General features: G+C 60.8%; 14 protein-coding genes. All 14 read left to right on the top strand.

What is annotated here, in order from left to right; translation table 11 throughout:
* The first annotated feature begins 103 nt into the window (after positions 1 to 103).
* The 14 genes from PY254_RS14800 (at position 104) to PY254_RS14735 (ending at position 22,662) form a co-directional block, all read left to right on the top strand.
* Positions 104 to 1,249 (top strand): hypothetical protein, encoded by a 1,146-nt coding sequence (locus PY254_RS14800; RefSeq protein WP_281012800.1) that lies wholly within the window; start codon positions 104 to 106, stop codon positions 1,247 to 1,249.
* A 377-nt stretch (positions 1,250 to 1,626) separates the two neighbouring features.
* Complete coding sequence (locus tag PY254_RS14795) at positions 1,627 to 2,721, top strand: phosphatidylinositol-specific phospholipase C domain-containing protein (RefSeq protein ID WP_281012799.1); 1,095 nt, start codon at positions 1,627 to 1,629, stop codon at positions 2,719 to 2,721.
* 211 nt (positions 2,722 to 2,932) lie between these two features.
* Positions 2,933 to 3,220, top strand: coding sequence for a PAAR domain-containing contractile injection system baseplate protein (locus PY254_RS14790; protein ID WP_281015241.1), 288 nt, complete (start codon positions 2,933 to 2,935; stop codon positions 3,218 to 3,220).
* 67 nt (positions 3,221 to 3,287) lie between these two features.
* On the top strand, positions 3,288 to 4,601 hold the full coding sequence (locus PY254_RS14785) for a tetratricopeptide repeat protein (RefSeq protein WP_281015240.1): 1,314 nt from the start codon (positions 3,288 to 3,290) through the stop codon (positions 4,599 to 4,601).
* A gap of 152 nt (positions 4,602 to 4,753) precedes the next feature.
* The gene (tssI, locus tag PY254_RS14780; RefSeq protein WP_281012798.1) at positions 4,754 to 6,787 is read left to right on the top strand and encodes a type VI secretion system Vgr family protein; all 2,034 of its coding nucleotides are present in this window, start codon (positions 4,754 to 4,756) and stop codon (positions 6,785 to 6,787) included.
* Positions 6,788 to 6,803: 16 nt separating this feature from the next.
* Positions 6,804 to 7,343, top strand: coding sequence for a DUF6931 family protein (locus PY254_RS14775; protein ID WP_281012797.1), 540 nt, complete (start codon positions 6,804 to 6,806; stop codon positions 7,341 to 7,343).
* A gap of 438 nt (positions 7,344 to 7,781) precedes the next feature.
* On the top strand, positions 7,782 to 9,134 hold the full coding sequence (tagH, locus tag PY254_RS14770) for a type VI secretion system-associated FHA domain protein TagH (RefSeq protein WP_281015239.1): 1,353 nt from the start codon (positions 7,782 to 7,784) through the stop codon (positions 9,132 to 9,134).
* Positions 9,135 to 9,259: 125 nt separating this feature from the next.
* Complete coding sequence (tssK, locus tag PY254_RS14765; RefSeq protein WP_281012796.1) at positions 9,260 to 10,597, top strand: type VI secretion system baseplate subunit TssK; 1,338 nt, start codon at positions 9,260 to 9,262, stop codon at positions 10,595 to 10,597.
* A gap of 37 nt (positions 10,598 to 10,634) precedes the next feature.
* Positions 10,635 to 11,960, top strand: a complete 1,326-nt coding sequence (gene icmH, locus PY254_RS14760) for a type IVB secretion system protein IcmH/DotU (protein ID WP_281015238.1) — start codon at positions 10,635 to 10,637, stop codon at positions 11,958 to 11,960.
* Positions 11,961 to 11,965: 5 nt separating this feature from the next.
* A complete protein-coding gene (gene tssM / locus PY254_RS14755) occupies positions 11,966 to 15,499 on the top strand; it encodes a type VI secretion system membrane subunit TssM (RefSeq protein WP_281012795.1) in 3,534 nt (1,177 codons plus the stop codon).
* Between the two features lie 3 nt (positions 15,500 to 15,502).
* Positions 15,503 to 17,146: a type VI secretion system-associated protein TagF gene (gene tagF, locus PY254_RS14750; protein ID WP_281012794.1), complete on the top strand. Its 1,644-nt coding sequence runs from the start codon at positions 15,503 to 15,505 to the stop codon at positions 17,144 to 17,146.
* Positions 17,143 to 17,862, top strand: coding sequence for a PP2C family protein-serine/threonine phosphatase (locus PY254_RS14745; RefSeq protein ID WP_281012793.1), 720 nt, complete (start codon positions 17,143 to 17,145; stop codon positions 17,860 to 17,862). The genes tagF and PY254_RS14745 overlap by 4 nt, the downstream gene beginning before the upstream one ends.
* A gap of 16 nt (positions 17,863 to 17,878) precedes the next feature.
* Positions 17,879 to 22,309: a protein kinase domain-containing protein gene (locus PY254_RS14740; RefSeq protein ID WP_281012792.1), complete on the top strand. Its 4,431-nt coding sequence runs from the start codon at positions 17,879 to 17,881 to the stop codon at positions 22,307 to 22,309.
* The gene (locus PY254_RS14735; protein ID WP_281012791.1) at positions 22,306 to 22,662 is read left to right on the top strand and encodes a hypothetical protein; all 357 of its coding nucleotides are present in this window, start codon (positions 22,306 to 22,308) and stop codon (positions 22,660 to 22,662) included. The genes PY254_RS14740 and PY254_RS14735 overlap by 4 nt, the downstream gene beginning before the upstream one ends.
* Positions 22,663 to 22,715: the final 53 nt, after the last annotated feature.

Here is a 22,715-nt window from a genome sequence, read left to right as displayed (position 1 = left end):
AGAAATGTCAGGTTCATTTGACTACTTAATCTCAATCAACACGCTCCTTTTCTGTAAACAGGGTCTGTAAGCAGGGTCAGGTTCGCTCCCTGTTCTGTTTGGCGTGAAAGAGTGGGGGATTCATCGCTACTTGATATCGATTGCGAAATGGGGCGGTTATGAAACATGTTTCGATGTTCAGTGGCTTTGCGCACCGCGATGTGCGGAGCAATTCTTCGAATGGAGGGCCATCCTGATGTCCGCTAGACCGATCAGCCGCGAAGAACTCATGGCGTTTGCCGAACTCTCCAAGGCTCGCCGTCAGCTCGTCGTCAACATGTTTACCGGCACCAAGCTGGTCTTTGGTCGCTCTGGTCAACTTTCCACCGCGAAGTCGCTGCTCTCGACCGGCAAATCGATGAAGTCATCGGTAGGCAAACTGGCCAAAGGGGGCAGTGCGGCGACCAAGGTAGCAACACTCCCGGGGATGAAGGAGGCGTTCGAGAACTTCATGGTCGAGTGTGCGGACGTGGACAATATCCACGACGTGATTGCGGCGATCGGTGGGGAGGTTCTGCATGATCTGATCGCGGAAGTAACGCCCTATCTTGGCGTGGTGACCAGTTCGGTCAAGCTGGCGAAGGCAGGCAAAGCTGTCGCACAGGACGGTCACAATCTCTACAAGAGCACCTATTACAAGGAAGGTTTCCGCAAGGGTGACCCGTATGCCGGGGCAGAAGCCGTGCAGATGATCATCAAACGTGATCTTGCCCAGCACTCGGTGAAGTTGGCGCAACAGACCGTGGCAACAGGTGCGAAAATTGGCGGTCTGTTCGCCGACTTGGGCACTGTCACCACAGCCGCCATCGGTGTCGCCAATACGCTCGCCAGTCTTGGCTTGCAGCTGTTTTCGCTTGGTCTGGACATCAAGGACATGCGCGCGGGTAATCGGCGCTTGGCAGAGCCGAACGCGCTTGATCTTTCGGTGTTTGCCGAGTGCCCGGTGCTCGGCTGCTATCTGATTTCGTGCGCGGACACTTCGTCGGTCGCGGACATCTTGATCGCTGACATCGGTTTGCCGGGGTGGATGGATCGCGTCGAGGAAATGAAGAAGAAGCAGATCGAGCCGCTGATCAAGATCGCCAGCAAGAACATCGCCAGCTCGCGCCTGCAATTGGAAGGCTTGGCATCGAATAAGGGCACGCACGTGAAGAAGGGCTTCTTCGCCAGTGTCAAAAGCAAGGCGCTCAAGCAGCTGCATCTGGCGTGATGGATTCGGTCGCGTGAGCAGGGGGAGGGTGCTGGATGGTTGCTTGTGGACGGCATGCTCACTGATCAAGAACGCGTTGGAGAGTCATGCAGCTTGCCAAAGGAGTGACCTTGCGAATTTGGACGGGTTGAAGAGTTGCTCCCCCCAGGGCGCACCAGCACTAGTTTGCGGCAGAACTTCATGGGATCGATCGCGTTCAGTGTGGAGCGGCCGGAGATGAGCGCTACGGATGAGTGTGATTTCAAACTCCTTCCGAAGCTCCCGCCATGTGATGCGGACCGGCCACGTTGTTGCTGTCTGGTACGCGAGTTTCTGCGAAACAACCAATCAGCGCGCCGTCTCGACCTCGCGCGTGAGAACCAGGGGAAGGCAGGTTTGTGACAGTCTCATATCGCAACTATCAAAACAGAACCATCAACGAGCTGGTGTTTGCCGGAACTCATGATGCCGGCATCAACACAGGGTCAGGAAACGAGAAGACCCAGACTCTGGATATTGGCGGGCAAGCGGCAGCCGGCGCTCGAATATTTGACCTTCGAATCGCCGTTCGCTCGTCGGGCTTGAAGGGCTCCGGTGTACTGAAGGCCTACCATGGCCCGGGCATGCACAAGGTCGTCGGCGGCAATCAGTTGATGGCCGGAACCTGGGGTGAGGGTCTGCAGGGCATGTTGCAGGATGCCAGGAGGTTTGTTTCGACCAAGTCCAGCGAGTTTCTGTTCCTGAAGTTTGATCATTGCAAGAACTGGAACAAGATTGCGGACATGTGCATTGATGTTCTTGGCAATTCGATCTATACCGGCGGTGGGAACCTCAATCTCAAGACAGCGGGTGATCTGGCGGGCAGTGTGGTGGTGCTTTTCTCGGGTGCTGGATTGCTGGAAGTCGGCGGCGCGCAGCCGGGCCGGGGCATCGTCGGCATCAAGAGCCTGTACGAGAAGGACGGCGTGCAGAAAACCTATGATCCCCACTTTGTCGGCATGCAGTATCACGGCAAAGGCGGCACCAGCGCGATGAATGGCAAGTCGGACAAGAAGAAGCTCCAGGAAAACGTCGGCAAGCAAACCACCATCATCAATGCTGGTCGCGCGATCAACGGTGGTGATCCACGGGTGATGGGGATGATGTATTGGACGTCCACCGGCTTTCTTAGAAACATCAAATCCCGTGACAGTTCGAACTGGGCCGGTGGTGGGTTTGGTGACGGGATGAAGAAGTTGTGGCTTGAGGGCATGGCGGAATATGTCGATGACAACCTGCCGGCTTACATGATGCGCAATAGCTATGGTTCAGGCGGCATGATGAAGCGGTTCATGCCCAACTTCGTGATGATCGACTTCGCCGACGCACAACGTTGCCAGACGATTTTTGATCTCAATGAATTGACCGGAACTGGGGTGGTTCAGGCGGCTATTGATTTCGGCATGGTGAGCGCAGAACGCTACGTGGGCAGTTCGGCCAGGATTCGACCATGAGCGATGGCGTATCATTCATCCGCGACACGGTTCGTGGCTGGGGGTGGCCATGGTTGTGCAGCGCCATAACGGTTATCCCTTGTTGTGAGCCAGGTTCCCAGCGGGTTGCGCTGGAGCCTTGACCTTCGGGTTGGCAGCGGTGAGGGGAGAATGTGCCGGAGGTCAAGCACGCTCGCGTTTTTCACGATCTGGATTGAGTGAGGGAATCTATATGCCACCTGCAGCCCGCCTTACGGACATGCACGTATGCCCGATGGTGACCGGCATTATTCCGCATGTCGGCGGACCGATTCTGGCGCCAGGCAAACCGACTGTGTTGATAGGCAGTCTGCCGGCAGCTCGATTGGGTGATATGGCGGTATGTGTTGGACCGCCCGACAGCATAATCATGGGGGCTCCCACCGTACTGATCGGCGGGCAGCCCGCGGCTCGAATGGGCGACAGCACGGCGCACGGCGGCACGATCGTGCTGGGATGCATGACGGTGTTGATCGGGTGATTGGATGGCCATGAACCGGAATTCGGCCAAGGCCACAGTTCGCAAGCCGGCCAAGCAGCTGGATGTGATGGATTGGCGCGTCTTGCTGCAGCAGGCAATGCAGGCACACCAGAAAGATGATCTGGATGGTGCCGAACGCGGGTACCGCGAAGTGCTGGAATTGCGGGTGGCACAGCCTGATGCGCTGCATTATCTCGGTGTGCTCTGCCATCAACGCGGACGCAGCGACGAAGGGGCCGAATTGATCCGCACGTCTTTGCGGATCACGCCGAAGCACCCTGATGCCCACAACAATCTGGGCAATGTGCTGAAAGAAAGCGGGCACCTTGCCGAGGCTGAGGGTTGCTATCGGCGGGCACTGGATTGTGGTCCCGATCATTACAACGCGATGAACAATCTGGCGGTGGTGCTGGAGGCACAGGAGCGCCCCGAAGAAGCATTCCAGGCTTATTCCAAACTTTTGGAAATGGCACCAGAGTTTGCTCGTGGTTATTACCTGATGGGCACGTTTTTGCGGAATTTCGCCCAGAGCATGGAGCACCTTGAACAGTCGGTGGAGTGTTTCCGTCGTGCCATCGCATTGGACAAGGATGACTTGCGAGCGTTGCAGGCTCTGGGTGTGGGTTTGTATGCGCTCAACCAGCCCAGTGAAGCGGCGCAGGTCTATCGTGAATGGCTGGCGCGTGAGCCAGACAATCCGGTCCCGCAGCACATGTTGGCTGCCTGTGGCGGGGCCGAGGCGCCCTCCCGGGCCGGGGACGACTATGTACGCGACACTTTTGATGGTTTCGCCGACAGCTTCGACGAGCAACTGTTGCAGAACCTGGGTTATCGCGCCCCCGAAGTGCTGGTGTCCGCGCTGGGCGAGTTCCTGGGCGATCCGCGTGGCGCGCTGGATGTGCTGGATGCCGGTTGCGGAACCGGGCTTTGTGCGGGGCCGATGCGGCCATGGACAAGGCGATTGGCTGGCGTCGACCTGTCCGGTCGGATGGTCGAAAAGGCGCGGCTGCGCGGCGGCTACGAGGAACTCGAGGTTGCCGAGATCACGCATTGGCTGGAACAGCATCCACAAGCCTACGACGTGGTACTTTCCGCAGATACGCTGGTTTATTTTGGCGAGTTGCAGCCGGTGCTACAGGCATCTCACGACGCCCTGCGACCCGGTGGCTGGGTGGGCTTCACGCTCGAGGCATCGCTTTCGGATGACCAGGGTTTCGAGTTGACCCCCAGTGGTCGCTACCGTCATGCGCGTGGTTATGTGGAGACGACACTTGAGCACGCCGGGTTTGGTGATGTGGTAGTTCGTTCGGACAGGTTGCGCAAAGAGAGTGGGCGGCCGGTCGAGGGCTGGGTTGTGTTGGGGCGGCGCAAGGACGATTGAGGTGATGCCGGGTTGCAGCAAGCGGAGGGCCTTCACAGAGGTCCGTCTGCGCGAGCCGGTTATGGCAGCACAGGATTAGTGCCCTGCTGCATTCCATTCAAAGGGGCGGTGCCGCGCAGGTATGGCAACGTCTCTCTTCGGAGAAGTAGACGATGGCTCACCAAATTACCATTTCCAGCGCGCACGACAGCGAATTGCTGTTTGTGCGGATGTCAGCGGCTGAGCATCTGGGCAAACTTTTCTCGTATCAAGTGCAATTGCTGAGCAAAGATGTGGATGTTGATCTGCGCAAACTGCTCGGCAAGCCCATGACGGTGAAAATGGAACTTGTCACCGGTTACAAGCGCTACTTCAACGGGATTGTGTCAGAGGCTTCGCAGACGGGATTCCAGTCCATCGAAAACGTGCGCCATGCGGTGTACACCGTGAGCCTGGTACCCAAGCCCTGGTTGCTCTCGCACAAGGTGGATTGCCGAATTTACAAAGACATGAGCGTGCCTGACATCATCAAGGCGGTGCTCGGTGACTTTGGCTATGCCGACGTCAAGACAAGTCTGACCGCCACCTATGCCAAGCGCGAATACTGTGTGCAGTATCGTGAGGATTGTTTCAACTTCATCAGCCGGTTGATGGAGCAGGAAGGCATTTATTACTACTTCACGCATACGGCAAGTGCACACACGATGGTGCTGGCCGATGCGCTTGGCGCGCACTCCGCCGTCAGCCCGTTTGAAACCCTTCCGTATTGCCCGCCAACGCAACGTGGCAAACGCCACGAGGCGACGGTGTCCGAGTGGAGCCAGCAGCGTTCCGTGCACTCGCTGAAGTTCCAGTTGACCGACTACGACCCGCTCAAGCCCAAGGCCTCGTTGCTGGCTACCGAGTCGGCCAACGGTGGTGGCGAGTATCACGAATTGACCGGCTTGGATGTGTTTGATTATCCAGGTCTGCATGTGCTGGCCGCTGACGGCCAGCACTATGCGCGGGTGAGGGTTGAGGCGGCGAACGTGCCTCACATGCAATACGCCGGCAGCAGCGATGCAGAAGGCCTGGCTACCGGCGCGCTGTTCAAGTTGAAAGATTTCCCAAGCGAGGCGTTGAACCAGGAGTATCTGGTTGTCGGCAGCCTGATTCATCTGGAGGAGTCCGACTATGCCTCCGGTGACGGCAGTGCCGCTCCGTTTCGTTGCTCTTTCCAGGCCATCGAAAGCCGCCAGCCGTATCGCAGCATGCCTTCTGCGATCAAGCCCAATGTGGTGGGCTTGCAGACTGCCGTGGTTACCGGAAGTGACACGGACGAAGACATCGCGGTAGACAAGCACGGCCGCGTGCAGGTGACCTTTCACTGGAACAAGACCGACAAGAAGAACGCACTGAGTTCATGCTTTGTGCGGGTCGCATCACCTTGGGCGGGCAAGGGTTGGGGCGCGGTCAGCATTCCGCGCATTGGCCAGGAAGTCGTGGTGAGCTTTCTCGAGGGCGATCCGGACCGGCCGTTGATCATTGGATCGGTCTACAACGCAGACAACACGCCCCCTTACGCGCTGCCTGACAACAAGACCCAGAGTGGTATCAAATCGCGCAGCCTTCTTGGTGCGGCGGACGATGCCAACGAACTGCGTTTCGAAGACAAGAAAGGCAGCGAACAGTTCTTCATACACGCACAGAAGGACATGCTCGAAGAAGTCGAAAACGACCACACCGTGACGATCGATCACGACGAGAAAGTGACGATCAAGAACGACCAGACGGTGGAGATCAAGAACAACCAGACCGAGACGATCGACAATGATCGGAAAATCACCGTAAAGAACGATGACACACTCGATGTCACCGGCAACGCCACCAGCAAGATCGGCAAGAGCTTCAAGCTCAGCGCCGGCACCGAAATCGAGTTGGTCACTGGCGCATCAAGTATCGTCATGAAGAATGATGGGACGATCGAAATCAAGGGCGTCAACATCAAGATCACCGGCAGTGCAGGCGTGAAGGTCGAGGGTCAGGTCGAAGTCGGGATCAAGGCGGGCGCCACGATGGATATCGGTGCAGGTGCGTCATTGAAGATCCACTCGGATGGCATGGCCGAACTGGCGGGCGCCGCGATGACCACCGTCAAGGCACCCATGTTGATGCTCAAGGGCAGTGGCATGGTGCAGATGTCCGGCGCCCTGATCATGATTGGTTGACCGGGAGGAGACGCAAATGTCAGGACTCATGCAGGCGTCGATGCAGATGGAGTTGTCCGAACAGGCCAACGCATTGCTCACCCCCGAAATGACTGCGCAATCCGCCGTACAGGCGCTGGTGGCGGCAGGGCAGGTACAGGATGCATTGAAACTGTTGGCGAGGATGCTGCCCAAGCGCTATGCCGTGGCTTGGTTGTGCCAATGTGCGCGTGACCAGGTGCTTGATCCTGAGGACAAGGCCGGCGCCTCACTTGCGGAGCGATGGGTGCGTGAGCCGAACGAAAGCAATCGGCGTGCTGCGTTTGAGTTCGCCAATGCGGGTGGCTACAAGTCAGCCGGTGCATGGGTGGCTGCCGCCGCGGGCTGGTCTGGCGGGAGCCTCGCGCCTGCTACGCAGGAGACCCCGGTGCCGCCACCGGATCATCTGACCGCTTGTGCTGTGGTGGCGGGGATCAACATGCTGGCGGCTCTGGTGATCGACAAGTTCGAGAGTCGTCGCGCGGCCTTCATCGAGCCGGCAATGACTCTTCTGAATGGAGCGGGTGGCACGACCTGAGTTTTCTCTGAGTCTTGGCCTGGCGCCTTGCCGGCAGCAGTGTCGGTTGAGGGGACTGGTTGGCGTGATTTGGATGTGTCCTGACCTTGCTCGTCCTTGCGTTGGGCGATACGATGACGGGCGGCAAATTCGTTGTAGTTTGCCGGTCATCTGGCAGCTCCAACTGCCTACGCCTCATGGCCGTGGCTCGCCGGCGACTTTTTCGCCAGCCGAATAGCCAAGGGAGTCGGGCAGGGATGGTACGAAGTTGAGCAGGATGCTCGGTTGTGGATGTGGAAGTCTCTGCGGTCAGTCTGATCGTGAATTCAGCTCACGGCGTTGCGGTCTTCGAATGCCGATCTTTCGCAAAGCTTGAAACCTGATTCTTTGCATGGCTCGAGATGCTTCGTTCGTCATGGTCATGCTGGTCTGACAGTTGTTGGGGAAATACGCGTGTCGATGTCGCAGAGCCTGATCCTTGCAGTTACTGGCCGTCAGGCTGCCCAGTTCGGCAGTCGCAGCAGCAGGGTGTTTGAAGGAGCTGGCGGCAGCATCGGTCGTTCCGAGGATTGCGACTGGGTGCTAAGTGCATCGGGCGTGTCACGTGTCCACGCGATGATTCGCTACCTCAATGGCATGTACTTCATCGAGGATCGCAGCACCAACGGCATGCTTCTCAACGATGCACCGTTGGTCAAGGGCAGCCCTTCCGCGTTGAAAGAGGGCGATCGGCTGCTGATCGACACCTTCGAGGTGGAGGTGAGTCTGCAAGACGCGGCCAGTGCGACCGGGTTGCCTGATTTGCCGGGCTCAGCACCGGCACAAGCGCAAGCGATTCCCGCGACAGCTTTCGACCCGCTGGATTTCGGTTTGCTCGACCTGGCGCCGCGTGCGCCCGCGTATCCACCGGCGAGTGGCGGCATTCCCCTCGACGCCGACCTGATTCCCGGCGGCCTGGCGCCGAGTCTGAGTGGCGAACTTGATCCACTCAGTTTTCTCGGGCCGACAGACAATACGGCCGGGCTGCTCTCGGGTGCCACGACGGGCAATGCCAGCTCGGGCTGGAACCACACCTCCAGTACGGAAGATTTTTTCCATCCACCGATGACGACCGAGCAGCGGCAGTCAAGCGCCAATGCGCTGCCCGAAAACTGGGATCTGACCATGGGTGACTTCTCGTCGCCCGCCGCTTCGTCCCCGGCGCCGGTGATGGCACCACCGGTGGCCGCGCCGCCGGCTTACGCGCCGCCGGTGGCGGCCTATGCGCCAGCTGCGGCAGCTGCGGGGTTGCCGGCCGATGTCGATCAGATGTTCAGGGTCGTTGTCGATGGCGTCATGGACGTTTTGCGTGCCCGGGCCGAGATCAAGAACACCTTTCGTCTGCCGGTCACGATTATCCAGCGGTCCGAGAACAATCCGCTGAAATTTGCACCCAATCCGGAAGAGGCGCTGGCCAAGATCATGGCCCCGCCGAATAATGCCTTCATGTCCGGCACGCTGGCTTTCGAAGACGCGTTTGATGATATCCGCTGCCACCAGATGGCCATGCTGGCGGGCGTACGTGCCGCGTTCGAGTCCTTGCTGGTGCACTTCAATCCGGATCGTTTCGAGCAGGAAACTGACGGCGCAAAGCGCTCAGCGTTTGCCGGCAAGGGCAAATACTGGGACAAGTATCGCGACAATTTCGACGGTTTGTCGCGTGATCCGGACGAGTGCTTCAGACGCCTGTTCGGTGACGAGTTTGCACGAGCCTATGAAGAGCAGTTGTCACGCCTGAAATCGGCGCGGAGAATGCAAAAGTCGCATCACTAGCCGTGTCGGGGGGCATGGCAGATAGCAAGTCGGAAAGACGGTCCAGCAACGTGTCGGCAGTTCAAGGCCGGCATCGGAAGGCCCGGCAACGCAGTCGGGGATACTCACAGGGGCAGGTGCGACGCATGACGGATATCAACAAGGTCGTCTGGAGCGAGGGTCTTTTCCTCCGGCCCCAGCATCTGCAGCAGCAGGAACGCTATCTCGAGCGCTTTGTCGAACTGCGCGCCGGCAATCTGCGGCCTTACACCTGGGGTTTCTCCGAACTGGAGCTGGAAACCGACCTGCTGGCCATCGGCAAACTCGGGATCAAGCGTGCCCGCGGTGTATTCCCTGACGGAACGCCGTTCTGCATGCCTTCGGACGACCCGCTTCCGCTCGCGCTGGAGGTGGATGCAAACTGGCGCGATCAGACGGTTTTTCTCACCCTGCCGTTGCGTTCGCCAGCACAGCCGGACACTGGTCGACCCGACGCGTCTGCTGAAACCTTGTTTCGCTTCCGCGTGCGGGAAACCGAAGTTCGCGACGCGTCGGGCAGCGTTGACGGCATGACTGCGCTGGAAGTAGGCGGCCTCAATAGCCGGCTGCTACCGCAGTCGCAGCCGCTGGAAGGTCTGGCGCAGATTCCGGTAGCGCGCATCGTGGAGTGCCGTTCCGATCGCCGGGTGATTCTCGAAGACGCGTTCATGCCGACGGTGTTGAGCTGCCATGCCGCGGCCAAGTTGACCACCTTTCTCACTGAGTTGCTGGGCTTGCTGCACCAGCGTGGCGAAGCGTTGGCCAGCCGTGTTGCGGTAACCGATCGTGGTGGTGCCGCGGAAATTGCCGACTTTCTGCTGTTGCAGGTAGTCAATCGCTACCAGCCGCTGGTGGCCCACCTGGCTGCGGCACCCATTCTGCATCCGGAGGATCTCTACCGGGTGCTGGCCGAGATGGCGGGCGAATTCTGTACCTTCACTGCGCCAGGCAAGCGCCCACCGGCATTTTCGCCGTATCGGCATGAGGCGCTGTATGCGAGTTTCGAGCCATTGATTGTTGCCTTGCGCAGCAGCCTGAGCGCGGTGATGGAACAGACGGCCATTCCGATTCCGCTGCAACAGCGGAAGTTCGGTGTGTGGGTGGCCGTGGTTCCCGATCTCAGCTTGATCGACAGCTCGGCCTTCGTGCTCGCGGCCAAGGCCGATATGAAGTCCGAAGACCTGCGTCGCCAGTTGCCGGCACAGTCCAAGATTGGTCCGGTCGAGAAAATTCGCGACCTGGTGAATCTGCAGCTGCCCGGTATCCCGGTGGCGCCCATGCCGGTGGCTCCGCGGCAGATTCCCTATAACTCCGGCTACCTGTATTTCGAATTCGACAAGAATTCGGCCATGTGGCGCGATCTGAAGACGTCAGGCGGGATAGCTTTCCACTTTGGTGGCGAGTTCGCCGGCCTCGACTTGCAACTGTGGGCGATCAGAGGTTGAGCGCATGAACAGCAACGGTCCCTTTGACGACGACGCGATGCGTGATGCGACCGTTGTTCGCCCGCGCGGAGCGGCGCCTGCTCCGGCAGCACCTCCGCCGGCTGCGCAACCAACGACGCCGGTGGTGGCTGCCCGCAGCTCTGCGGCGCGTGCCGAAGCGGTGCCGCCGGCGGCCATCAGTGACTTTCTCGGTGGTGGCCTGAATGCGCTGGTCCAGGCAGCCAGTCCGCTGTTGTTGCTGGCGGTGCAACTGCGCAACAGCGTGTCACAGCCCGATGCCGCGCACCTGCGTGAGCAGGTGATTGCCCAGGTGCGTCAGTTCGAGAGCAACGCGCAGGCCGCCGGTATCGCAGCCCAGACGATCACCGCCGCGCGTTACGTGCTGTGTGCAACGCTGGACGAGTCGGTGATGAATACGCCCTGGGGACAGCAAAGTGGTTGGGCGGCAAAGACGCTGCTGGTGGTCTTCCACGGTGAGTCTTACGGTGGTGAAAAATTCTTCATCATCCTCGATCGGTTGTGTGCCGACTTTTCCAAACACATCGACCTGATCGAGTTGATGTACATCTGTCTGGCGCTGGGCTTTGGCGGACGCTACCAGATCGAGGCCGATGGTCGCGCCAAGTTGGCCGACATCCAGGAAGAGTTGTATCGACGCCTCAAGAGTCAGCGACCACCGGCTGTCGAAGAGCTGGCGCCGCACTGGAGGGGCATCGAGGATAGGCGCAATCCACTGGTTCGGCACGTGCCGTTGTGGGTCATCGTGGCCGCCGCGGCTTGTCTTCTGCTGGGTGCTTTTCTGTACTTTTTCACGCGCTTGAACGAGTTGTCGTCACCGGTCAGCGCGCAGGTCGTGCAGATCGGCCTGAAAACGGCGGTGCCGCCGGATGATGCCCTGCGTCGGCAGGCGCAACCGCCGGTTGCGCGCAAGAGCCTGAAGCAATTGCTGGCACCGGAGGAACAGGCGGGCGCTTTGACGGTGGATGAAAAACCGGATGGATCGGCGCTGGTTCGGCTCAATGCGACGGCGATGTTCGCCTCGGGTGGAACCGAGGTGACTGACAAGCAGATCCCGATGTTGCATGCGATCACGGCGGCACTGAATCAGGTGCCGGGTCGGGTTGTGGTGGTCGGCCACACCGATGATCAGCCGGTGCATTCCTTGCGCTTCAAGGACAATTACGCGTTGTCTGCCGAGCGTGCGAAGTCGGTTTTGCAGATCCTCAGTCAGGGCATCGACAACGCCGGTCGGCTGGAGTCCAGCGGTGCAGGGTCGTCACAACCGATTGCCTTGCCGCCGGATCTGCCGGCCAACCGCGCGCGCAATCGTCGCGTTGAAATTCTTTATAGTCCGGAGGACTGAACACCGTGGGCAAGCTTCTTGCGTTGTTCAAATCCCGTCTGTTCATGACCCTCGTCGGCTTGCTGCTGCTGTCGTTGCTGATCTGGTTTGGCGGTCCCTATCTCGGCTTTGGTGAGTCACAGCCGTTGTCCAGTCCCGTGGTACGCCTGCTGGTGATCATCGTGATCGTGGTGATCTGGGCGGTCTGGCTGCAAGTGCAGCAGATGCGTGTGCGCGGCAAGGCCAAGCAGATGGCCAGTGACCTGAGTGATCAGGGCTCATCCCAGTCCGGTGGCGAGCGCGACGACCGCTCCGCCAACGAGCGTGCGCAGTTGCAGGGCCGCTTCCAGGAAGCGGTGGAAACCCTGCGCAAGAATCGCAGTGGTGGCACCAACCTCTATGCGCTGCCCTGGTATGTGGTAATCGGGCCACCCGGTTCGGGCAAGAGCACCTTGCTGCAGAATTCCGGCCTTAATTTCCCGTTGTCGAACAAGTTCGGCAAGGAAGCCATCCGCGGCGTCGGTGGCACGCGCAATTGCGACTGGTGGTTTACTGACGAAGCGGTGTTCCTGGATACCGCTGGTCGTTACACCACCCAGGACTCCGATCGCAGCGCCGACGCGTCGGCGTGGACGGAATTCCTCGAACTGCTGCGCAAATATCGCAAGCGGCGTCCGATCAATGGCGTGATCGTCGCCATGAGCCTGTCCGATCTGCTGACGCTGGATGAGGCGGGACGCCAGCAACATATCCAGGCTGTGCGCCAGCGACTGGACGAATTAGCCAAGCATCTGCGCATCGGTGTTCCGGCCTATCTGGTATTCACCAAGTGCGATCTGGTTGCCGGTTTCACCGAGTTCTTCGACGACCTCAATCCGGAGTTGCGCAGTCAGGTCTGGGGCATGTCGTTCCCGGTCGACAAGACCATGGACGGCAGCGCCGCCAAGCAGTTTCTCGAAGAGTTCAACCTGCTGCTGGATCGTCTCAATACCCGCATTCTCGATCGCCTGCATGGCGAGCGTGACCGCACACGGCGCGCGGCCATTCTGTCCTTCCCGCAACAGCTCAGTGCCTTGCGAGGGATCACCCGGCAATTTGTTGAAGGCGTGTTTACCGGCCATCAATACGATGCGCCACTGTTGTTGCGCGGAGCCTACTTCACCTCCGGCACGCAGGAAGGTACGCCGATTGACCGCATGATGGGCGCGGTCGCGCGAACCTTTGGCCTCGATGCGTCTCGCCTGCATGTACCGGGTGCGCAGAGTCGCACGTTCTTCGTCGAACGCCTGCTGCGCGACGTGTTGTTCAAGGAATCCGGTTTTGCCGGCACCAACCCCAAGCTGGAACGCCAGAAGACCTTGCTGCAGGCGGCCATCTACATTGGTGTTCTGCTGGTGTGCGCCTTGTTGGTGTTCGGACTGGCCAGCAGCTATCGCCGCAACGCGAACTACCTCAGTCAGGTGCAGTCGGTACTGCAAAAGTATCCGGCACAAAACGACGTGTCGTTGGCGCCGAACCAGCAGGCGTATTTTGCGATGGTGCTGCAGCGGCTGGAGTCCTTGTCCAGCGCCGTGGACGTTGCGGAGCAGCACAAAGGCGACGTGCCCCTGTCCATGCGTTTCGGCTTGTATCAGGGCAATGCGGTCGGCGACGAAGTGCGTGACGCTTACTATCGCGAGCTGAATGCCTTGTTGCTGCCCGGCGTGGCTTCCCAGTTCCGGGCTGGCTTGTCGGCGAATGCCGCCGATCCGCAAATGCTTTATTACTACCTCAAGGGTTACCTGATGCTGGGCGAGCCCGAGCATCTGGATCACGACCAGATCGTGGCCTTGGCCAATATCGAATGGCGTCGACTGTTTCCTTCCGATCCGGTGCTGCAGAAGGCACTGACCAAGCATTTTGACGCCTTGGTCGGTCATGAAGGCCGGCTGCGCGCGCTGAGTCTGGATGCGAGTCTGGTCGAGCAGGCACGGAACACTTTGCGCACCGCGGACCTGGCAACGCTGATCTACGGCAACATCAAGCTGACCGCGGACAGTGGCGCGTTTCCGCCGCTGCGGCTGGACAAGGAATTGGGTCTGCTGGGCAACGTCTACCGACGCAAGAGTGGTGCGCCGCTATCGGAGCCGCTGCCGGCCCTGTTCACGCAGCCGGTCTTCAAGGAAGAAGTCGACAAGGGCATTGATCAGGCCGTTGCCCAGTTCGCTGCCGACGATTGGGTGTTCGGTGCAACCAAGATCGACTCCTTGCAGAAGGCCCGTCTTGCCCAGCAGGTACTCGCACTTTACGAGCAGGATTACATCAAAGCCTGGGACGGCATCCTGACCGACCTGGAATTGCAACCAATCAACAATATCCAGGATGCCAGCACCATTGCAGCCAAGTTGGCCGGCACCAATTCGCCGATGAAGCTGTTGCTGAAAGTGGTGAGTGACAACACGCATGACCTGATGCGTGCGCCACCGACCGATGCCAAGGACAAGGCCGAGGACGTGGTCAAGAACCTGGCTCAGAAGAAGGCGACTCAGTCAGCGCTGGCGCGCGCGTTGGCACAAGCGGGTGCCGGGGCGGGAGCCCCGGCGGCCGATGCAGCCGCCAGCAAGCCGGGACAGGTCATCAGTGATCACTTCGATCAGCTCAACAAGTTGAGCGAAGGTGCGCCGGGTGCGGCACCGATCGACCAGACCCTCAAGGTACTCGACGATCTCAGCAAGACCTTGCTGACCATGGGTGACTTCAGTTCGGCGGCGGGCCAGCCCAATCCGCAGATGCTGATGGCGCAGCAGGCTGCCGGTCAGCTGCCTGCACCGGCCTCTGGCTGGTTTGCCGCGCTGACCGGGAAGAGTCAGGCGTTGGTAGCCAGCGGTACCAAGGGCGCGCTCGATGACCAGTACCAGCAGATGGTGGCCAAGGATTGCGCTGACTACACGCGTGGTCGCTATCCGTTTTCACCCTCAAGCAACAACGACATTCCGCTGCAGAACTTCGGCGAAATGTTTGGTTACGGTGGTCGCTTCGACGGCTTCTACAACCAGACCGTGGGCAAGCTGATTGATGCCAGCGGGCGCAACTGGCAGTGGAAGACCGGCCCCGGTGCGGTCAGTGGTTCGGCCGGCATGCTGGCGCAGATGCAGGGTGCCGATCGAATCAAGCAGATGTTTTTCCGCAGCGGCAACATGCCGGAGGTGGACTTCACCCTTCTCGCCCCTGTGCTGGACCCCGGCATTGGCAAGCTGGTGATCGAGGTTGATGGCCAGAAATACGAATACCAGTCCGGTGGTGCAACAACGGCCAGCATGAAATGGCCGGGCCCCGCGCCGGGCCATGTATCCATCTCGGCCTATGACACGGCAGGCAACTTGCTGACCACGTTTGATTATCACGGCGACTGGGCGTTCTTCCGCGCGCTGCAGGCAGCGAATCTGCAGAAGCAATCGGACCTGCGTTTCGTGGCCAGCTTCAACTTCGGTGGACATGTGGCCAAGGTGACCATTCAGGCCAACAACCTGAAGAATCCCTTCCTCAGCAATGCGCTATCCAGCTTCCGGTGTGGAGGCTAGGCGATGCCGAATCCCGTCGCGGGCTTTTTCGGAAAGCTGCCTTGCGCAGGGGATTTCGTGCAGCGTCGGTTGCCGTCGAGTTTTGTGGACGTGTGGGACGGGCACTTCGAGACGGCGGTGGCGGAGAGTCGCAACGAACTGGGAACAGGTTGGCGCGACGCTTACCACGCCAGTCCGGTCTGGCGGTTCCTGCTTGGCGCAGGCGTCTGCGGTGACTCGGCATGGCTTGGCATCATGGGGCCTGGTGTTGACCGAGTCGGACGCTGTTTTCCGATGGTTATTGCCGCACCGTTGGCAAGTGACCCGGCTGCCACGTCGCGGGCTTTGACGGAGGCGGTCGGCTGGCTGAAGGCCGCCGAAAACGTCCATGCCGAGGCGCAGGCGGACGCCCGTATCACGGTCGAGGCGTTTGATGGTCAGGTGGCTGACCTGGGCGATCCGCTGGCCAGACGGTTTTCGGCCGCATCGACCGCGCTGCCTGAAGTCGACTGGCGGGCGGCGACGCACTGGCGCCTTCCTCTGCCGGCAGTTCCATCGGCGGAAGCCTTTCTGGCCGAGTTGTGGGGTCGTCTGGCCAGCACGTCTGGCACCTGGTGTCTGTGGTGGACTGCGGGAAGCGAGCGGGTTCCCGCATGTGCATTGGCCACGAACGGGCTGCCTGCTCCGGCCGCCTACGCCGCATTTCTCGATGCCGGCAGCGGCGTCAAACCGTGGCGCTCATCAGTGCCGCTTGAACAAGCGGGCTCTCCTCAGCGATCGCTGTCGGAGCATGCCAGCAATCTGCTGGACGATCTTGTGGCCGCGGTACCAACAGCGCCCGTCTGGCCTGCTCCGTCGCCATCTCCGGCGCCAGCCTGGTTGCCTGACGATCCTGGCCTGCTATCGGATTTGCTGGGGGCTCCCGCAGTTGTGGCGCCACCCCTCACCACTGTTCCGGCTGCGGTCACGACAACCGTGGCTGTTGGCGTGACCATGGGAGTGATGCCGAAGGCTGCGGTGGAGTCACGCCCCGAGTGCGGACTGACCGTGCTGGCTGCTGAAGTCGGGTTGCCGAGCGCCCGTCAGCGCGCCGTCGACGCGGTTTCCGCCATCGTCCGGGCGCTGCCTTGCGACGACCTGGACGGCGGTATGCAGTCATTGTGCAGCCAGCTGTTGATGCTGAATCCGCCGTTGCGTCAGGCCAGTGAAGACTTGATCGATCCGGTGCTGGAAGACTGCGCGGTGATTGCCGCGCATGTGGAAGGCGGCAAGGCCAGTTTGTTGCGCATTGGCAGCGCCAGCGCGTGGCACTACCGGCAGGGGCGAGTGCAGCCGTTGTTCGCGCAGGGCAGTGCGCCGGCCCGCTTGCCTGGTGGCGCCGTCAGCGACGAGTTTGACGACTTGTTATTCAGCAGTGCTGCACCGGTGGCACCCGGGTTGGGCGCCGCCGAGCAACCGACGTGTGGAGAGGTTCAATGCGAGGCGGCTGCTGGCGACCGTTTGCTGCTGCTGGCAAATTCATCCTTGTTGCAGCTGCCAGCAGGTGTTCTGGCCAGCAGTCTGGCGCTCTCCTCGATTGACGAAGCACGACAGCGGCTGGCCCAAGCGGCGGGCCTTGGCACGGATGCGGCCCGCTGGCCGCTGACGATCATCGAGATGGGCGCATGATGACTCGCTATGTTTCAGCAGGACGCACGGTGACCGGCAAGGTTCGCAAGCACAACGAGGACGCCATCCTTGTGCGCGACGACGTTGGCCTGTGGGTCGTCGCCGACGGATTGGGTGGTCATTCGGCCGGCGACTACGCCAGCACGATGATTGTCGAGCGACTCGGTGCCTTGCCACGCACCGGTAGCGCACTGGACTTCATCGAATTGATCGAAGACACGCTCTCGCAGATCAATACCGACCTGCTGCAGACCGCCGTAACGCGTGGCGTCGACCTGATTGGTTCCACCGTGGTGGTGCTGGTGCAGGACAATGACCTGATGCTCTGCGGCTGGGTTGGCGACAGCCGCGTGTATTGCTTCGAAGACGGGCAGTTGCGCCAGATCACCCGCGACCATGTGCATGGCGGTGATGACGACATCACCCATTTTGGCGCACCTGCCGAGCCGGCGCAGGCCGGCTCCGGTGTACTCACGCGCGCAGTCGGCGCGGAAGAGCAGTTGTTCGTTGACTGGGTGGTCGCTGGTAACCGGCCGGGAATGGCTTTCGTGCTTTGCTCTGATGGCATCAACAAGGAAATGTCTGATGCCGAACTTGACGACGAATGTCGTCGCAACCCGCAGCCGCAGGATCTCGTTGCCAGCTTGTTCGACCTCGCACTCAGCCGGCGCGGTCGGGACAACATCTCTGCCGTAGTCGTACGCATCCAAGAATGAAGAAAAGTCCCCACTCATGAATTCCATAGCCGAACTGGTTTCCGCCTACCAGGCCGACAAACTCAAGCTCGCCGCCTTGTTCGATGCCCTTGGGGCACGCGGGACGCTGCCCGAAGCAGAGCATCAGGCCGAATGTGAGTGGGTGGCGCAGCAGCGCGAGCAGGGGACGCTCGAGCCGATGGTGGCCAAGGCCTTGCTGGCCAAGTTGGCCGCTGTGCAGGCGGCCTCCGGTAGTGAGTTACACGATGACGAGGCCACCCAGATCAAGCCTGCCACGCAGCGTCCCACGCCTGCTGCGCCGCCGACTTCGCCCGCAGCGATCGATGATGACGCCACGATAGTGCAGCCGGCTTCTCGCCCGGTCGCGCCGCCAGCCGGCGCAGTGGATGACGACGTCACCGTGGTCAAGCCCACCTCTCGTCAGGCGCAGCCACCAGTGGACGACGAGGCCACCATCGTGAAGCCCGCTTCGGGCACGCCGACGGGGCCGATGGAAGGTCAAACGGCAGGTTTGACTGGCACCCAGGGCACCCATCAGGGGGTGACCGGTACCAGCTCCAGCTGGAATCACATCTCCGAAGGCGAAGCCTCCGACTTCGTTACGGTTGGCTCGCTGCTCAAGGGGCGCTTCTACCTGGAGAAGGAGATCGGCCGCGGCGGCATGGGCGTGGTGTTCAAGGCGCGCGACGAACGCAAGGTGGAGGCGCGCGATCGCGATCCCTACGTTGCCGTGAAAATTCTTAACGACGAATTCCGTCGTCATCCCGATTCACTGATCTCGTTGCAGCGCGAGTCGCGGCGTTCGCAACAACTGGCGCACGACAACATTGTGCGCGTCTACGATTTTGACAAGGACCGCACCATCGTCTTCATGACGATGGAGTACGTCGATGGCTCCGATCTCAAGCAGTTGATCCGTGAGAAAGCCTTCAACGGCATGTCGCTGACACAGGCGCGGCCTTTGATTGAAGGCATGGCGCGTGCACTCACTCGCGCGCATTCGGCCGGTGTGGTGCATTCAGACTTCAAGCCGGCCAACGTCATGGTCACCCGTGAGGGTGTGCCGAAAGTGTTCGACTTCGGCATCGCCCGTGCCGGCAAGCACATGGGTGATTCGGTTGGCGAAGAAACCGTATTCGACGCCGGTACGCTGGGTGCCCTGACGCCCGCTTATGCCAGCCTGGAGATGATCCGGGGCGAAGACCCGGTTCCCAGTGACGATGTCTACGCGCTCGGTTGCGTGACCTTCGAGCTGCTTACCGGCAAGCACCCGTACGACAAGGCCAGCGCCGAAGTGGCGATGAAGGAAGGCCGCAAACCGCCACCGGTGAAGGGGCTGACCAAACATCAGTACAAGACACTCTGCGCGAGCGTTGCCTTCACCAAGGCCGACCGCCTGAAGAGTGCGAATGAGCTGATCGACGGCTTGCGCGACGTAGGCGCGCGCGAACGCGCGATGCCATACCTGTTGTACGGCGTGCCCGCCATTCTCGTGGTGGCCGGTGGTGCATGGGCGTGGACGACCTATCAGCACAACCATCATCTGTCCGAAGTCATCGCGCGTTTCACCATGACGCGCCCCGATCACTACGCCAATGAAGCGCAGGCGCTCAAGGCACTCGACACCTTGAGTGACGACGATCGCAAGCGCACCGTCGTCGACCAGGGCGAACTGATCCAGAGTTACCTGCTTGCCCGTATCGATGCCTACTGGAGCCCGGACAAGAATCGATACGACTACGCCGGTACCCAGCAGGTATTCAAACTGCGTGATGACCTCAAGCTTTATTCGCCGGCACTGGACATCAAGCGGACTGAGGTGGAAAAGCAGCGCAATGACCTGCTCAACTCGCTCGATACCAAGCTGAGCGACCAGATCAGCGCCGATGCCATTTTCGAGAATCAGCCAGACAACGTGGTCACCACGCTGAGCCATATCCGCGCGATCGATCCGAACAGCACCTTGTTGAAGAACACCGAGCTGGAGCTGAAGTACGACACCGCCATCGGCAAGTCGATCGACGCCGGCCATGTCGACGACGCGACCAAGGAACTCAAACTTGCCATCAGTCTGTTCCCGGATTCGGCGAGACTGAAGCAACGCAGCGCGCAACTGGACGAAATCGGCAAGGCGCTGGCAGCGCAGCGGCTGCAGGAGCAAAAGGCGCAGCAGTTGCAGCAGCAGCGTGAACAAGGCTTGCAGACACTCACCGGCTTGCTGGATCAGCCGGTCAATGCAGACGACTGGCGGGCCAAGGCGGCAGCATCCTATCGAGATGCGGCAAGCCTGCTGGTCGACGATCCGCGACTGGCGGAACAGGCAACCCGTTTGAAGGGAGTTCTGGCTGGGCAGGCAACCGAGCGGCAGAAGGCAGGCGATCTGGCAGGTGCCATCAGCATTGCCGGTTTCGGGATCAACCTGTTCCCTGGCGACTCCAGTCTGTCGTCCACCCGTCAGAGTCTGCTGGAACAACAGAACCAGCTGGCACAGAAGGCTGCCAGCGAAGCGCAGCGCAATGCCCTGGCCAAGAGCCGCGTGACCGACTTGCTGGCCAGCCCGCAAGCGACGGTGGTCTGGCTGCAGGACGTCAAGAGTGCACTGAGCACCGCGCGCAGCCAGATCGGCGCAGATTCCGCGGACTATGCCGCCGTGCGCGCGCAAGCGAACACCGGTTTGATCAAGCTGGCGCGTGAACAAATAGCAGACGGCAACCTGGACGCCGCCGAGCGCGTCGGTCAGGCAGGCCAGCAGCTCGATCCGGCCGAAGCGGGTTTTGGCAAGCTGCTGGCTGACGTTGCAACCGCCCGAACGGCGGCACAGCAGAAGACCCAGCAGCAACAGGCGCAGGCCTTCGCTGATGCGAGAACGTCGTTGGCCAGTTTGGGTGCGAAGCCCACGCTGACGCCGGATTGGCAGCGTGATGTGGCCACCGCCATGGCGACCCTGCATGCCGACAAGTCGCCAGAGACCGAGCGTGCGGTCAACGCGTTGGGAGCCGCCATTGCGGGGGAGGCGGCGCGGCTGGCTGATCCGCAACATCTGCCGCAGGCAAAGATTGCGGTGGATTTTGGCCTCCAATACGTACCGAAATCCGCCGAGCTGCTGGCGCAGAAGGCCGCACTGGATACCTTGCAGGCACGTCTGCAGGCAACGGCTGCGCAGGAGAGCGCCGACGCCGAAGTCAAGTCGCGTATCGAGTCGATGAAAAGTGCGGTGGCGGCCGGCGACGTCAGCAAAGCCAGCCAGTCGTTGGCGCGTATCAAGGCCTTGCAGCCGGACAATCCGTTCCTGCGGACCGAAGCTCCGAAGCTGCTGGCCGACGCGTATCTCGGCCAGGCCGAAGATGCCTTCCAGAAGGGTCGTTATCAGCGTGCCTCGGACATTCTTGGACAGGGCCTTGGTGCGCTTGGCAACAATGCCGATTTGCGCACGGCGAAGGCCCGCTACGACGTGGCGAGCGCGATTATCGCGGCGACCAAGCAGCCGGCAAGCAGCGCCCAGTATGCGCAACTGGAAAAGCAACTCGACAGCGTTCGCCGCAACGATTCGACCGAGCTGGGCAAGCTCGAAGCCAGCATGAAGGCTCGCGGCCAGTTGACGGCGAAGTCGCTTGCCGATCAGCTGGACAAGCTCAAGCGTGCGGCAGTAACCGCTCCCGTGACACCGGCTACGCCGGTCGTGGCTCCGGTCCCGGAGCCGGCTACAACCCAGGTTCCTACCACCGTTCCGGGGAAGCCTCCCACCGCGACCACCAAGCCCGGTACGAAGCCCGTGGCCCAGCCGGCGACGGCAGGCAATGTGGCGGCAAGTGGTCCGGACGCGTGCGCCAGGCCCGAACTTGTCGGCAAGGGCAAGTTCTGCTCGGACGCCATCGAGGGTGGGCGCGGACCTTTGCTCGTCGTCGTGCCTGGCGTAAATGGCGGCAAGGCTTACGCCATGTCGCGAACCGAGATATCGATCAACGAGTTCAATCAATTCTGTCGCGGCAGCGGCAAGTGCGCGGCCGTTTCAGTCGCCGACAAAGATCTTGGCGCCGCGCCGATAAGCAATATCAGCCTCGATCAGGCGCGGGCCTATGCGCGCTGGCTCAGCGACCTGAGTGGTGGCTTCACCTATCGCCTGCCGACCGATGCAGAATGGCTCCACGCTGCGAAAGGTGGCGGCAGTTGGAAGCAGGCAGAGGACAGCAACTGCATTCTTCCTTCGGCGGGTGGCGGGGACGGCAGTGGTGCACCGGTATCGCCGCGGGGACGCTCGCGTAACCCGTGGGGTCTGGTCAACATGACTGGCAATGTGTGGGAGTGGGTGGTCAGCGGCGGCAGCGTGATGGTGCGCGGTGGCAGCTACAACAGCTATTGGTCGGACTGTAGTGTCGACTCCAGCCGGTCGGATGGCGGTTCGCCGCAACGGGATGTGGGTTTCCGGGTATTGAGGGAGCTGAAATGACCGAACGCGAAGCTGCCATCAATCGTGATCTCCGTGCGCTTGATGACGCGCATCGGCTTGGCCGGATCTCGCGGGATGACTATCGAGGACGCCGTCGTCGGGTGTTGCAGTCGCTGGCCGACGGCGGCGGGGTGGTTACCGCGCGCAAGGCTTTGGTGCCACCCTCTGCCATAACCACCTCGCGTGGCCAGCATAGAGTGGCCATGGGTGGGAACGATCCGGCAGACTCCGGCCACGCGCTGGCGTCGCTGCTGTCGATGCGGCCGACACTGACATGGAAGCCGTTGTTGTTGATGGCGATGGCAGTCGCCTTGATTGCCGGGATGATCTACTGGGCGTTCATCCGACATTGAATGACTTTCGCGTGGGCGGCATATTTTCGATTAAGTCATGACAGGTATTTCGG

The organism is Rhodanobacter sp. AS-Z3, assembly GCF_029224025.1.
Classification (GTDB): Bacteria; Pseudomonadota; Gammaproteobacteria; order Xanthomonadales; family Rhodanobacteraceae; genus Rhodanobacter.
The sequence above is the reverse complement of the archived record's forward strand: the minus strand, read 5'-3'. Positions and strand labels throughout refer to the sequence as shown.